A 15,315-nucleotide genomic window follows, 5' to 3' on the forward strand; every position below is an offset into this window, starting at 1 on the left:
TAGAGAAAAATTCGGGGTACGGGCGAAGCATTCGGATAGGAAATCTAGGGTTTCAGTAATAGGTTATTGTCCGAATGCTTCGCCCCTACTCAATCATCTAACAATCCGTCGTAACGCACCACATCTATCATTAATTTAACTTCGTCATAACATATAATTAATTGTCAAGAGTTCTTATCTGATTAGGTAGGCGTTAAAAATTATCAGATGCCCCCCTTATCAAGGGGGGACTAAGGGGGGATCAACACCCCCCTTATCAAGGGGGGACTAAGGGGGGATCGAACCCAAAATCTATCTTCAATTTAATTAGAACCACTACTACTAAAACCAATCATGAACGAAGCAAGAATAGAAGCTTACTTAGCCCTAATCCAAGCGCTCCTCCAGTGCGAAAATGGTCAGGAACCAGCGCTATTAGAGGCTAACGCGGAATTAGTTGATGCAGGCTTAGTCGCTGTGATGAAGCAGTATGCAGGCTTCTTAGAACAGCAAGGACAAAGCAATAACGGGAGATGGTTGCTGAATATGGCGCAACAGTTAGAGCAAATTTTAGACCCACCAAGAGACAACCAAGACCTCTACATCAGTTTTTTACAAACCCTACTGCAAACTATCGCAGAAAGTCGCGGAAACCCCCAAGCAATTTATCCCCTGCTCGACAATAACCTCCATCTCTTAGATGAAAACTTAGTTAACCTCCTCCGTGCTTGGGGAAATGATACCAAGGAACAAGCCAGTCCAGAGGAAACTTACCAAATAGGGGTACTCCTCTATCGTCTTGCTGATGCCATTTATGAATTTCCTAAAGGTAATCCACTCATTAACCTAGCCATTGCCGTCTATGGATACGAGTTTTGTGCTGCAACTGAACGCCAACGGGGATTAGAAAGGAATTTAGCCTCTACCCTCAATAATCTGGGCAATGCCTACCTCACCCAAGCCCAACTAGGGAAAGAGCCGGTAGCCAACCTAGAACGGGCGATCGCCGCCTATACCGAAGCCACCACCATCCGCCGCCAACCCGGATTAGAAAGGGATTTAGCCCAAACCCTCAATAATCTGGGCATAGCCTACCGCACCCAGGCCGAACTAGGGAAAGAGCCGGTAGCCAACCTAGAACGGGCGATCGCCAATTATCGAGAAGCACTTTCCTTTCTCAACCCCGCTCTCTTACCTGCTGACACCCTGAGAACTGGGCGCAACTTAGGCGATATCGGTTTCCAGCAGGGTTGGTGGAACATTGCCATCGAAGGCTACACCGCCGCCGTGGAAGCCGTTGAACAAAGCCGGGCCTGGGCAACGAGTGAAGTCCTTCGCCAAGAGATTGTCCGCGAGTCCATCGGTGTTTATGAAAACCTAATCCAAGCCGCCGTTAACCAAGGCGACCTCTCCCTGGCGCTGCGAACCGTCGAACGTTCCCGCTCCAAACGCCTCGCCGACCTGATCGCTGTGGGCGACCTCTACGCCGATGGGCGCGTTCCCCCAGAGATCCAAGCCTGGTACCAGCAGGTTAAGGATAGCCGTCAGATCCAATCCCAACTCCGTCAAAAACCCCTCGACCAGCCCGGATTCACCCAGAAACCCCAACTCTACCCCATCGGTAACACCCGCGCCAGCTTTGCCACGGAACAACTCCAGGCCGCCGAAGCCGCTGAACATCAAGCCTGGGACGCTCTCTACCGCTTTGATGCCATCACCGCCCAACTTCAGCAACCCCAACCCCAACCCCGACTCGATGAACTAACGGCGCTGCTTCCATCCCCCCAGACTGCCCTCCTCAGCTTCTACACCACCGCCACCCATACCCACATCTTTGTCCTGCGTCGCCCCTCCCGGGATGGCGGGGAAGGGGTCAACTGCCACACTATTCCCAATCCCCCGGAGTCCGCCAACGACCTGCAAAACTGGCTGATCGACAACTGGGTTATCCCCTACATTGAGATTAATCAAGCAGAGACCGCCCAATCCCGCCAGCAGCGTCGGCATGAGTGGCACCAAGCAATGGCCACTCGTCTGCAAGAACTGGCAACCCGCCTGCAATTCGACACCCTCATCCAACAGCACCTCCAGGGCATCACTGAGTTAATTCTGATTCCCCACCTGTTCCTGCACCAAATTCCCTTCGACCTTCTACCCACCGCCCAAGGTCAACTACTGGGCGATCGCTTTCGCCTTCAGTTTGTCCCTAGTACGAAAATTCTCGGACTGTGCCAAGAGCGATCGCAACCGACTCCCGACACCCTGGGGATTGTGGAAAACACCACAGAGGATTTGCCCTATACTCCCCTAGAGTGTGAGTGGGTCGCCCAAACCTGGAACGTGCCTCGCCAACGGCGGCTACAGGGGCGCACAGTCACCCCCGACTCTTATCTGCAATTGCTCAAACAAGTGCAGGCGTTGCTCTCCAGCCACCACGCCACCAGCCGCGCCGATGATCCCCTCAACTCCCACCTCGTCCTAGCCGAAGAGCAAAAAGTCACCCTCCGGGATTTACTTAGTCCCCTGTGGCGTTTTCCCGAATTGTTGGAAGTGTTTCTCTCCTGTTGTGAAACCGGTCTCAGTTTTGCCACTTCCCGAGATCAAGAGGGAAACCTGCGACGGGAATTACTGGACGAACCCCTCAGCTTAGGTACAGGCTTTCTGCTGGGGGGCGCTCGTGCTGTGATTAGTAGTCATTGGGCGGTGACTGATCTAGCGACGGCGCTGTTTTCCCGGGAGTACCATCGCGCACGGCGGGCCGGAGAGGAACGCTTAACGGCTCTACATCAGGCTCGTCAAGCGATGCGGGAGACTTGCCAAAAAGACTGGCGGGACCGTTTGACAGCCGATTATCAGCAGGCTTTCCAGACTTGGCAACAAATGCGCCAAACCAAGGACCCGAACGTCAATACTGCTCAAGCCAATTATCAGAAAATCGGCGAATTGATCAAGTGGCTTGACGAATTTGCTTCCGATGCAGTGCCTTTTCAGGATTATCGTTACTGGGGGGCGTTCTATTGTCTGGGACTTCCTTAAAATTAGGAATTATTTCCTTGTTGCAAGTAACGCACCACACCTATTGCATGAGCAGAAAACGGGTTTCTCGGAGAAACCCGTTTTCTGTGCGGTATAATTAATTTGCAAGAGTTCTTATCTATAGCCCTATTTTAAAAGGGTTTTACCATTATTCAGCAGACCCTAATTAGGATAAACTCGCCCTTTCCAACCTCCCCCTTGACCGCGCCAATAACGCAGGGCAGAATCAACGGTCATTAAACTATAAAAGAGGGCAATTAGGGGTAAAGTTAAAGCCCGCAGGGGGGATAATTTATATAGTCTTAAAGTCGGGCTATAGGAGAGGGCGATTAGTAATAAGGTGACGGCGCTAATTATGATAATTGATGTTTCTTTTAAGACCAATCCCCAGATTAAGCCCAAGGGGGCGGCTAAATAGGTTAAAAACATCCCGAAAATTGTGCCAATTAACCAAAGTGTTGAGTAATTTAGTTGCGTAAATGCGGTGCGGGCTACCATATTCCAAATGCTGGCTAAATCTGGATAGGGACGGAGACTATAGGTGCTTTCTGTTAATCCTAACCAGATGGAACTCTCGTTATTTTCTGGGTGATTTTGCAGATATTTTTTAACTGCAATCGCCAAAGAACAATCATCAATTAAAGCTTGTTTAAGAATCTCAATACCGCCAATTTTTTCTAGGATATCTCGGCGAATTAAAATGCAACCCCCGGCGGCGGCTGCTATCGGGGAATTAGGATTATTAACTAGGGGAAAAGGATAGAGTTTCTCGAAGAAAAAAACAAAGGCAGGAATAAGAAATTTTTCCCAAAAACTGTCACAGCGTAGCAACACCATCAGGGAAACTAAAGCTTGTTTTTCCTGTACTGCTTTAGTGACTAATTGGGTTAAATTATCTGCTGCGTGGGCAATATCGGCATCGGTGAAGAGAAAATAATCGGGAGCGAATTTCTCGGTAGCCTCTTTTATTCCCTGTTTCATTGCCCATAATTTACCCGTCCATCCTATCTCTAAAGGTTGTCCATAAATAATAGTTATTTGTCCAGATTTATGAGATTGCTGGGCAATTTCTTGGGCAACTTTTCCCGTACCATCACTGCTTTGATCGTCAATTAAAATAATGGAAAATTCGCCTTGATAATCTTGTTTAAAGAGGGAGGTTAAACTGATAGGTAAAACGTCGGCTTCGTTTCGTGCGGGGATAATTGCCGAGACTTTTGGATAATTTGTTAAGGGAGAAGTGACAGAATTAATTTTTTGGTTAGATAGCCAAAATTGTCCCCTGGCTAAGATTAAATATAACCAAATTATCAGCGATAGGGAAGTAACTAATAATAAGAAAAATGTCATAAGCTAGTCCGCCTTTTGATGAGAGAATGGGGAACAGTTTAAAAAGAGTATCAAATTTAGATGCACAACAGCTTAACCAGTTTGGGGTTTAACAGAGGGCATTTAGGGTAAAATAGAAGCAAGTTAGCAAGATTAGGCGAGGGCGTAAATCATGGATTATGATGTCGTAATTATTGGGGGTGGACCGGCGGGAGGTCACTGTGGTAGATTATTAAGTGAAAAAGGTTATCGTGTTCTTTTGGTGGAACAACATTCTAGTTGGCAAGATAATAATTTTTCTAGTGCCGCTTCTCCTCTAGAAATTTTAGAACAATTCAATCTCCCCGAAACCGTGGTGGCTAGGTTTTGGAAAAATATCGAAATCATCTCCACCAGCATACATCATTTTTGGTCATCACCGCAACCTTTAGGGGTAGTTTTTGATTTTGCCAAATTGCGAGAGTTTTTAGCCGCAGAAGTGCTGCGTTTGGGGGGAGAAGTTCGTTTAGGTTGTCGTTATCTGAAATATCAACAGATGGAGGATAAGCTAACTGTTTTCTTGAAATCAAAAGGCGAGGAAATCGAGACAGTTACTACTCGTTTATTGGTTGATGCCACGGGATACGCTAGAGCAGTTATGTATAAACATAAACGAGAAAAACCTGATTTTTTAAAAGCAGTGGGCATTGAATATTTAATTACTGTGCCAGAAGTATATTATCAAAAATATCAAGATAATTTAGTGTTTTTTCTAGGTCATAAATGGAGTCCTAAAGGTTATGGCTGGATTTTTCCTATGGATAACCAGCAATTAAAAATAGGAGCGGCTTGGTTAGAGGGAGAACATCCTTATATTGATGAAGTTAAGCCTTTAAAAAGTTATATTACACAAATTATTCAAACCTACATAAATCTCTCTAAATATGATATAATCGACATTCATGGGTCTATTTTAGAATATTCGCTCAATCTGCAAGATATTTATTATCAAGAACCGAATATTATAGCGATTGGTGATGCTGTTTCTACGGTTAACTTTTTAGGAGGGGAAGGTATTCGCTATGCTATGAAAGGAGCCGAAATTGCTTGTCAATACATGGAAGAATATTTACAGGGAAAATCGAGTAGTTTTGCCCCTTATCAACAGAGGATGCAAGAATATTTTCAACCAAAATGGAATTTATCCGATCGCCTCAGTCGCAAAGTTTATTTAGAATATAGTGATGTGCGTATAGATCAAGGAGTATCCTATCTCAAGTATCTTTCCACTCAGGATATAATCGACATTTTATTTTATTACAAATTTGAAAAATACACAAAAGGGTTAGGAGGATTTCTGCTGGGGAAATTACGTCAATGGTGGCACCGAATTTTCCCTAGTCAAAACCCCGGATAAATAGGCTAGGATAAAGCTAAGGAAACAATATTGGTAAAGACCGTGAGTAAGTTTATTCGCTACAGTACAATGATCACCCTGCTGGGTATTTTAGCAGCCTGTAGTGGCAATCCTGCCCTAGAAAATCGTCTGGCTGCCGATCCTAATCTACAAACAAATCCCATACCAGAAAACTCTCCTAATAACCAGCAATTACCCGCAAATTTTCCCGCAGAAATTCCTCGATATAGTCAATCAGAATTATTATCCGTGCAGACAAATCCTGATAATACTGGTGGACAAACCCGTTGGCAATCCAACGATCCCAGCAATGCGATTGAGGCTTTTTATCAACAGGAATTAGTTAATAATAATTGGGAAATTATCACTCCCTTTTCTGGGGAAGGAGTCAATAGTACCCTAACGGCCCGTCGAGATAATTTAGAATTAACTATCACCATAACTGCCACTTCTCCCAATACGGAATATAGCCTCGATTATCGTCCAACGGGAACCCCGATTGCTTCCCCTAGTCCCTCCCCTACTTCTTCCCCCTTACCCAATCTTAATCCCACCAGTTTTAACGATCTCGAATCCTTACCTAATCCCTTAAAAAGCCACATTCAAGACTTAGCTAGATTAGGAGTATTAACAGGTAATAACAATCAGTTTAACCCTAATGATACAATAACGCGCCGAGAATTTGCTCGCTGGTTGTTACAGGCTAATAATGCCATTTATGCCAATGTAGCGGGTAAACAAATCCGTTTAGCTACTCCCAATAGTTCCCCAGCTTTTAGTGATGTTAAAAATAACGATCCCGATTATATTTATATTCAAGGATTAGCGGAAGCAGGGTTAATTCCCTCTCCTTTAACGGGAGATAGTAGCGCCCTTTTATTCCGTCCCAATGCTCCTTTAACCCGGGAAGATTTAATCGCGTGGAAAGTGCCATTAGATATTAGAAAAGCTTTACCGAGTGCCAATCTTGATACGATTAAAAATACTTGGGGTTTTCAGGATACTAATAAAATTAACCCGCAGCTGGTGCGCGCTCTTTATGCCGATTTTCAAAATGCCGAACAAGCCAATATTCGGCGAGTTTTTGGTTTTACTACCCTATTTCAGCCAAAAAGACCGGTAAATCGCGCTGAAGCTGCCGCTACTTTATGGTATTTTGGTTTTCAGGGTGATGGTGTTTCTGCTGCCGATGCTTTGCAGGGTCAAGATACGCAACAGAGTGGGGTTAATTAGGGTTTGCGGCAAAAAGTTTTTCCTGGGGGCAGGGTGTGGGGTGTGGGGTGTGGGGTGTGGGGTGTAGGGTTTTACCGATTTTGAGGGGGTCAATTACCTAATTTTCAGGGAAAAAGTCCAGGAATTTTCCCCCCGATCACTCGCATATCCGGTACTTTTTGATTGACAAAAAGTCTAAAAGTCTTACCCAACAAGGTTTTTAGATTTATTCAGCAAGCCCTAATTGAAATTTGTCCATAAAAATTAAGGGTGTGTTAGGAAAATACAAGCACTCTTTTTGACATTTCTTCATATCTATTCAGAAAAATTAACAAAGGATTCTTGACCCGGCAGCTAGGGGAATATTTTATGCTAAAGATATAACTCTGCTGCGGGGGATTTTCTTGCTGACTTCCGCTGCTATTAAAATTATGACCCATCAAACTCTCAAACTCGCTGGGATGAGTTGCGCTGGTTGTGCTGATTCGATCGAACGGATAATTAAATCTATCCCCGGAGTGATTCAATGTCAAGTTAATTTTGGCATGGAACAGGTGGATGTGGACTATGATCCCAAGCGTACCGATCTTAACACTATTCAAGCAAAAGTTAGGGATGCCGGTTTCCGGGCTACACCGATAACGGAAATTAATCTCGAATCCAGGCCAGAAAAAGAACTTCTCACTAAACTATCGATCGCTATTGTTATTAGCATTATACTTTTTATCGGTTCTTTGCCGATGATGACGGGTTTATCTCTATCTTTTATTCCCCACTGGTTACACGCTCCCTTATTCCAATTAATTCTCGCTACTCCCGTCCAATTTTGGTGTGGTCAAAGTTTTTATAAAAATGCTTGGAAAGCCTTTAAAAACCGCACTGCCACCATGGACACTTTAGTAGTTTTGGGAACCAGTGCCGCCTATTTTTATTCCCTGTTTTTAACCTTCGGGAGCGATTTTATCGAAAAACAGGGGTTTAATTCCCATGTCTATTACGAAGCATCAGCTATCGTCATTACTCTGATTTTACTCGGTCGTTTCCTCGAAAAACGTGCCAGAAAAGAAACGGCCGCCGCTATTAAACAATTAATGAGATTACAGGCAAAAACTGCTAGGGTGATTAGGGAAGAACAGACGCTAGATCTACCGATCGAAGAGGTAAAAGTAGGAGATATAATTTTAGTGCGTCCGGGAGAAAAAATTCCCGTCGATGGCATAATTATCCAAGGCAGTTCTAGCATTGATGAATCGATGGTGACAGGGGAAAGTTTACCCGTGCGAAAAACCGTCAATCAACAGGTAATCGGGGCGACAATTAATAAAACCGGTAGCCTACAAATGCAAGCGTTACGAGTGGGAAAAGATACGGTTTTAGCTCAGATTGTCCGATTAGTGCAAACCGCACAAGCATCAAAAGCACCTATACAAAGATTAGTCGATCGAGTGACCGCTTATTTTGTGCCAGTGGTGATGATTATTGCGGTAATAACTTTCTTGTTTTGGATTCTCCGCACGGGTAATCTCACCCTCGCTTTGATTACAATGGTGGAAGTCTTAATTATCGCTTGTCCCTGTGCGCTAGGATTAGCTACCCCCACCTCGATTATGGTGGGAACAGGACAGGGAGCAAAACAGGGAATTTTAATTAAAAATGCCGAAAGTTTAGAATTAGCCCAGGGCATTACTACTATTGTTCTAGATAAAACCGGAACTCTCACCCAGGGTAAACCAACGGTGACGGACTTCTTGACTCGCGAAGGGGTGGGGGATGGACGGGAATTATCGCTGCTGCAGTTAGTCGTATCGGTGGAGAATCATTCTGAACACCCGTTAGGAGAAGCAATAGTTAAATATGGGCGGTTAAACGCCATTAAAACCCTAGAAGTAAGCGAATTTGACTCAATAACCGGGTCAGGATTGCAGGGAAAAGTCGGGTCAGATTTCGTGCAAATTGGTACACAACAATGGTTAGAAAGTCAAGGGATCGAAACAAAAGTTCTTAAAAAAGTCGCCCACGATTGGGAATGGCAGAAAAAAACCGTGGCTTGGATAGCGGTTAACGGTGGTTTAGAGGGGGTTATCGCCATTTCCGACGTTTTAAAACCTTTTTCTTCTTCAGTGGTCGCCAAGCTCAAAAAAATGGGCTTAGAGGTGATGATGATGACGGGGGACAACCTCGAAACCGCAGAAGCGATCGCCAGCGAGTTGGGTATCCGGCGTTTTTTTGCCGCACTCCGTCCCCAACAAAAAGCCGAAAAAATCGAATATTTGCAGAAAAAAGGGAAAATAGTCGCCATGGTTGGAGATGGCATCAATGATGCGATCGCATTGGCGCAAGCGGACTTAGGTATTGCCATTGGCACAGGGACCGATGTAGCGATCGCCGCCAGCGATATAACCTTAATTTCGGGAGATTTACAGGGAATTGTGACCGCTATTGAGTTAAGTCGGGCAACAATGCGAAATATCAAAGAAAATCTCTTTTTTGCTTTTATTTATAACCTGATTGCCATTCCCATCGCTGCCGGAGTCCTCTATCCTTTTCTGCTCAATCCGATTATTGCCGGCGCTGCCATGGCTTTAAGTTCCCTTTCCGTGGTGACGAATGCCTTGCGATTGCGTCGAATTCACCCCAGGGTGGAGGGATAATTTTCGTTAACAATTCTTAAGGAAAAACCAGAAAAATTAGCTGTACGGGGGATGATACCGTAGAAAAGGCAATAGAATAATCATCCTGATATGACTGACTCCCCTGAAATACCTTATTTATTACGCGCTGCCAAAGGAGAAATCTTACCCCGTCCTCCCGTGTGGATGATGAGACAAGCAGGACGTTATATGCAGATTTATCGAGAATTGCGGGATAAATACCCCAGTTTTCGGGAAAGATCGGAAAATGCCGATTTAGCGATCGAAATCTCCCTGCAACCTTGGCGTGCTTTTCAACCGGATGGGGTGATCATGTTCTCCGATATCCTCACTCCCCTAGCGGGAATCGGTATTCCCTTTGATATTATCGAAAGTAAGGGGCCGATTATCGATTCTCCCATTCGTACTCAAGCGCAGGTGGACCAACTTAATCCCCTCGATCCCGATCAGTCTTTACCTTTTATCAAAACGATTTTAAAAACCCTGCGTCAAGAGGTGGGAAATAAATCCACTGTCCTCGGTTTTGTCGGAGCGCCTTGGACTTTAGCAGCATACGCAGTGGAAGGGAAAGGTTCTAAAAGTTATTCTGTGATTAAAGGGATGGCTTTTTCGGAACCTTCGGTACTGCACCAATTTTTAGATAAATTAGCGGATATGATCGCCACCTATGTCCGTTATCAAATCGATTGTGGGGCGCAAGTGGTACAAATGTTCGACTCTTGGGCGGGTCAATTAACTCCCCAAGATTACGATGTTTTTGCCTTACCCTATCAACAAAAAGTAGTTCGTTTGGTGAAAGAAACCCATCCCGATACACCGTTAATTCTCTACATTAGTGGCAGCGCCGGCGTTTTGGAAAGAATGGGTAAATCGGGGGTTGATATTATTAGCGTCGATTGGACCGTCGATATGGCGGAAGCGAGACAGCGTTTAGGTAAATCGATGATGGTTCAAGGTAATATCGATCCGGGGGTTTTATTCGGTTCCCAGTCCTTTATTCGCGAGCGGATTCTTGATACTATTCGTAAAGCGGGTAATCAAGGTCATATTCTCAATTTAGGTCATGGTGTTTTGGTGGGAACTCCTGAAGATAACGTGCGTTTCTTCTTTGAAACCGCTAAACAAGCGGATCAATTATTAGCAGTTCACGCCTAGGATGTCGTGATCAAGGTTTAGGGAATAGGGGTTAGGAGGTAAGGAAATCGTCTGTAACACCCAACACCTAAGAGTGCATCCCATAATTTAAAATCTACTAAGTTGGGATTCTCTGATAACTTCTGTTAAAAAACTGTGCTTTCTAGGTTGTTTGTTTCCAATCCAGACTCTTGGGGGGTTCTACCCCCCAAACCCCCCGTCGGGGGACGAAGCACCTCCCCCGAACCCCCCGCGCATTAGTTTTTTTGTGGGATGCTTACACGCAGCTGCTGATATATTTGTAATAATTTAAGAGTCACTGACCATTACTCATTTTTGATATTTCTGCAAAGTTTAGATGCAGCTCTCCAAAATCCGAACCCGTGACTCACTTTTTATTTTCACACTGTCCCCTAAATTCTGCTGGATCAATTAAAATAATGAAAAAAATATTTCTAACGGGTGTGAGTGGCTGTATTGGGCATTATATCGCCGAAATTTTACTGGAAAATCCCGACTATGAATTATATTTTTTATTGCGTAATCCAGAGAAGTTAAAATTTGCTTACCAAGGGCGATCAAATGTTCATATACTTTTAGGCGATATGGAAAATATTGGGGTATATGCGGAGCTTTTAAAAACAATGAATATAGCGGTTTTAATTGCTACCAGTTGGGGAGGAGAGGAGGAAAGTTATCAGATTAATGTGGTAAAAACCCTAGAATTAATTAGTTATTTAGATGCTCAAATCTGCGAGAAAGTCCTCTACTTTTCTACTGCAAGCATTCTCAATCAAAATAATCAACCTTTACCGGAAGCTGGGGAGATAGGAACTAATTACATCCGCACTAAATATATTTGTTATAGTAAATTTACTGACCTAGAAATTGCCGATAAAATTATCACTTTATACCCCACTTTTGTCTTAGGTGGTGACGAAAATAAACCCTATTCTCATATCTATGGTGGTTTACCAGATGTGTTGAAATATATCGGTTTAGTGCGTTGGTTTCAAGCTGATGGCAGTTTTCATTTTATCCATGCCAAAGATATAGCTCAAGTGGTGAATTATTTAATCGAAAATCCCGCACCAGAAAGCAAAATTGTCCTAGGCAATCAACGCACAACAGCTAACCAAGCAGTGGAGGAAATCTGTACTTATTTAAACAAAAAAATCTATTTTCGGATTCCTTTATCTTTAACCATTGCTAACTTTTTTATCAAAGTTTTTAACTTGCAGATGGAAGCATGGGACCGCTTTGCCATGAATTATCGCCACTTCACCCACATTAAAACCTATACTCCTGCTGATTTTGGTTTAAAAAACTATTGTTCCACCCTCGATGATGTTTTAACCCTGCGAGGAATTCCCCGAAAAAAACCCTAAGTAGAGGGGACGGAAAAATATGTGTAATTAATTCTGTCTGGATACTTACAGCGTTTCCCTAAAGATGAAGTCTAACCTAATGTCTCTCTTAGGTTTGGTGGGTAAAATGTATTCTAAGATACAGTGTTGCCGGCGAGTGAGTGGAACGAACCACAGAGACACAAAGGACACAAAGATCGATCACTACTATATAAGTTATCACACAAAGATAAGAGAGCCACCTAATTCCGCGACTGACTCCCCAAAACGAAAACTTCCTACCTCACTATTAAGATAACTGCTATATCGGTGACTCTTAAATTAGTACAAATATATGAACAACTGCGTGTAAGCATCTCACCGAAAAACTAATGCGCTCCGGGGTTTGGGGGATTCTACCCCCCAAAAACTTGGCTTGAATGATAAAATCAGAAATAATGCCCAACTCTTAACGCCAAATAGACTAATCTTGAAATTGTCTAGCATGAAATTGAGCGTAACGACCATTAAGATTTAATAACTCCTCGTGATTACCCACCTCGATAATTTCACCCTTTTCTAAAACTAAAATACGGTTAGCTTTTCTGACAGTTGCTAATCGGTGAGCAATAACAAATACTGTGCGCTCCGTCATAATTCTTTCTAAAGCTTCCTGCACTAAAGCTTCCGATTCCGAATCGAGCGCTGAAGTCGCTTCATCTAAAATTAAAATTCTCGGATTAGATAAAACCGCTCGCGCGATGGCGATTCTTTGTCTTTGTCCACCCGATAAATTAACACCCCTTTCTCCCACATAGGTATAGTAACCCTGGGAAAGTTCACCGATAAATTGATGAGCGTTGGCAATTTTTGCCGCTTTTTCCACCTCTTGTAGATTAAAATCTACCTGGCCAAAAGCGATATTTTGGGCTATAGTGCCAGAAAAGAGAATATTCTCCTGCAAAACTACGCCAATTTGTCGCCGGAGACTTTTTAAAGTCACATCACGAATATCCACCCCATCGATTAAAATCTTGCCAGAAGTGGGGTCATAAAAACGCAATAAAAGATTAACTAAAGTGGTTTTTCCCGCTCCCGATGCTCCCACTAAAGCAATCATTTCGCCAGCGTGCGCAGTAAAATTAATATTTTTTAAAACCTGTCTGTCCTGGTTGTAATAAAAATTTACTTGACAATATTCAACTTCTTTGCTATGGGGTTGCAGATTGATCGCATTCGGTTTTTCGGTAATTGTTGGCAGAATAGCTAACAATTCAAAAATCCGATCCATGGAGGCTTGCCCCTGTTTAAATTGATTATAATTACTGGTAATATGGGCGATGGGATCGATTAACATTGCCACCGCTGCCACATAACTAACAAAGTCAATTCCAGTTAAATTCTTTTGGGAAATTTGCCAACCAGCGAGAAAGAATAAAAAGATGACACCGAGAGCTTGTAAGAATCCCACCACGACGTATTGTAAAGCTTTGGTGGATTCTGATAGGTATTGAGCGCGGCGATTTTCCTCCGCTTCTTGGGCAAAAAGCTGGGTTTGATAATCTTCAGCTGCGAAAGCTTGCACCACACGAATACCGCCAAAAACTTCGGTTAATAACGAAGAAAGATTAGATATTTTCGCTTGGGCGCGACGAGCATATTGTAATAATTTTTCACCAAAAAATCCCACCAAAACTCCCAACAAAGGAGCGATAATAATCACAGCGATCGTCAATTGCCAGTTAACAATAAACATATAGGCAAAGACGACAATTAACTGTAAGGCTGAGGGAATAAAATCATGGAAAAATTTGTTAATTACTTCCCCAATGCGATCGATATCTTCCGTTAAACGATAGGATAAATCACCGGTTTTTGCTGTTTCAAAGTAATTTAAACCGAGGGTTTGCAGGTGTGCATAAACTTTTTTTCTTAATTCCAGGGCAATTTTTAAAGAAGCTTTTGCCATCAGGGAATCTTGTCCATACTGAGACATTCCCCGCAGTAAAAAAACCACTGCCCCCACCCCCGAAAGTGTCGCCAATGCTTGCACATTTCCCTCACCGATATATCTGGCCATTTGTCCAGCTAACCAAGCTAAAATCGGCCAAAATACCGTAAATCCGATCGTACAGATAAACGCCAAAATAATTGTTTGGGTTTGGGGACGGAGATAGGGAATGAGGTTCCAATAACTAGAGCGAGATTTCAAAATAATTTAGCACCTTTAAATATTAAGTATTCCTGCAAAATTAATTTGCTAGTTGAGATAGGAGACAGCTATCAGTTATCAGTTATCAGATTTTAGTTTTAAGTGAGCAGTATTAAATAGAAGTTTCCTACTGTCTTTTCACTGTTTACTGTTTACTGTTTACTGATCACTGATTACTGTTTGGTTAGGGAGAGGTATAATTAACTTGGCTTAGGTACTGAAGAAAAGGAGATTAACTAACAAATTTGCTTAAGGGGTTAATCGGGGGGTAGAGACGTTTGTAGTCCACGTCCCTACGATGTTTTCCAATAATACAAAGTTATTCTGGGATTAAACCGCCACCGCTTGATGAATGTAGCCTAATTCCGTCAATTTGTTCCAGACTTTGGCGACACTTTCCTCTAAAGTCTCTAAATCGGTGCGGCATTCCACTTCCGGGTTAAAAGGTGGTTCATAGGGATCATCAATTCCCGTAAAAGACTTGATTTCGCCAGCACGCGCTCTTTTATATAATCCTTTCACATCGCGATCCTCACAGACGCTTAAGGGCGCATTCACGAAAACTTCGACAAAACTGCCGATTTTCCCCCGTACTTCGTCGCGAATCTCACGATAGGGAGAAATAGCCGAAACTAGGACAATCACACCGTGACGGGTGAGCAAATTAGACACAAAACCAATGCGACGGATATTTTCATCGCGATCCTCTTTACTAAATCCTAAACCTTTGGTGAGGTTCGTCCGTACTACATCGCCATCGAGAACTTCAATGGAATAACCTTCAGCGATTAATTTTGCCTGTAATGCCTCGGTAATCGTGCTTTTCCCCGCACCGCTCAATCCTGTTAACCAAACCGTCACGCCGCGCTGTTTCATAGTAATCATTAATAATACTTAAATCCTGTTTAGCGTACCATATCTCAGGGATCAGTGATCAGTTACCAGTTATCAGATGGGAGTTTTCAGTTCACTGATTACTGATTACTGCTTACTGATAACTGAACAACCCCCCAACCTGAT

Annotated in this window: 9 protein-coding genes; 6 read left to right on the forward strand and 3 right to left on the reverse strand. The window is 43.4% G+C overall.

Annotated elements, in window-relative coordinates:
- Positions 1–333 precede the first annotated feature (333 nt).
- On the forward strand, positions 334–3,015 hold the full coding sequence (locus tag IM462_RS07320; protein WP_287715018.1) for a CHAT domain-containing protein: 2,682 nt from the start codon (positions 334–336) through the stop codon (positions 3,013–3,015).
- Positions 3,016–3,177: 162 nt separating this feature from the next.
- Here the strand turns inward: IM462_RS07320 and IM462_RS07325 are convergent, their stop codons facing one another.
- Entirely contained in the window at positions 3,178–4,365 is a 1,188-nt protein-coding gene (locus tag IM462_RS07325; RefSeq protein WP_287701450.1) for a glycosyltransferase, read from the reverse strand.
- Between the two features lie 151 nt (positions 4,366–4,516).
- Between IM462_RS07325 and IM462_RS07330 the strand changes: the two genes are divergently transcribed.
- The 5 genes from IM462_RS07330 (at position 4,517) to IM462_RS07350 (ending at position 12,125) form a co-directional block, all read left to right on the forward strand.
- A complete protein-coding gene (locus tag IM462_RS07330; RefSeq protein WP_287701452.1) occupies positions 4,517–5,740 on the forward strand; it encodes an NAD(P)/FAD-dependent oxidoreductase in 1,224 nt (407 codons plus the stop codon).
- 30 nt (positions 5,741–5,770) lie between these two features.
- On the forward strand, positions 5,771–6,973 hold the full coding sequence (locus IM462_RS07335) for an S-layer homology domain-containing protein (protein ID WP_287701454.1): 1,203 nt from the start codon (positions 5,771–5,773) through the stop codon (positions 6,971–6,973).
- Between the two features lie 410 nt (positions 6,974–7,383).
- Positions 7,384–9,603: a heavy metal translocating P-type ATPase gene (locus IM462_RS07340; RefSeq protein ID WP_287701456.1), complete on the forward strand. Its 2,220-nt coding sequence runs from the start codon at positions 7,384–7,386 to the stop codon at positions 9,601–9,603.
- A 90-nt stretch (positions 9,604–9,693) separates the two neighbouring features.
- Entirely contained in the window at positions 9,694–10,758 is a 1,065-nt protein-coding gene (gene hemE, locus IM462_RS07345) for a uroporphyrinogen decarboxylase (RefSeq protein ID WP_149973305.1), read from the forward strand.
- A 419-nt stretch (positions 10,759–11,177) separates the two neighbouring features.
- Positions 11,178–12,125 (forward strand): NAD-dependent epimerase/dehydratase family protein, encoded by a 948-nt coding sequence (locus IM462_RS07350; protein ID WP_287701458.1) that lies wholly within the window; start codon positions 11,178–11,180, stop codon positions 12,123–12,125.
- A 442-nt stretch (positions 12,126–12,567) separates the two neighbouring features.
- Here IM462_RS07350 and IM462_RS07355 read toward each other — a convergent pair whose 3' ends face one another.
- Positions 12,568–14,295, reverse strand: a complete 1,728-nt coding sequence (locus IM462_RS07355) for an ABC transporter ATP-binding protein (RefSeq protein ID WP_287701460.1) — start codon at positions 14,293–14,295, stop codon at positions 12,568–12,570.
- A 330-nt stretch (positions 14,296–14,625) separates the two neighbouring features.
- Positions 14,626–15,171, reverse strand: a complete 546-nt coding sequence (cysC, locus tag IM462_RS07360; RefSeq protein ID WP_287701462.1) for an adenylyl-sulfate kinase — start codon at positions 15,169–15,171, stop codon at positions 14,626–14,628.
- Positions 15,172–15,315: the final 144 nt, after the last annotated feature.

The organism is Microcystis sp. M144S2 (assembly GCF_020246065.1).
Taxonomy (GTDB): Bacteria; Cyanobacteriota; Cyanobacteriia; order Cyanobacteriales; family Microcystaceae; genus Microcystis; species Microcystis ichthyoblabe_A.

Excerpts from the sequence above, each read along its gene's own strand:
- IM462_RS07320 (WP_287715018.1), top strand. The coding sequence starts at position 334 with ATGAACGAAGCAAGAATAGAAGCTTACTTAGCCCTAATCCAAGCGCTC.
- IM462_RS07325 (WP_287701450.1), bottom strand. The coding sequence starts at position 4,365 with ATGACATTTTTCTTATTATTAGTTACTTCCCTATCGCTGATAATTTGG.
- IM462_RS07330 (WP_287701452.1), top strand. The coding sequence starts at position 4,517 with ATGGATTATGATGTCGTAATTATTGGGGGTGGACCGGCGGGAGGTCAC.
- IM462_RS07340 (WP_287701456.1), top strand. The coding sequence starts at position 7,384 with ATGACCCATCAAACTCTCAAACTCGCTGGGATGAGTTGCGCTGGTTGT.
- hemE (WP_149973305.1), top strand. The coding sequence starts at position 9,694 with ATGACTGACTCCCCTGAAATACCTTATTTATTACGCGCTGCCAAAGGA.
- IM462_RS07350 (WP_287701458.1), top strand. The coding sequence starts at position 11,178 with ATGAAAAAAATATTTCTAACGGGTGTGAGTGGCTGTATTGGGCATTAT.
- cysC (WP_287701462.1), bottom strand. The coding sequence starts at position 15,171 with ATGAAACAGCGCGGCGTGACGGTTTGGTTAACAGGATTGAGCGGTGCG.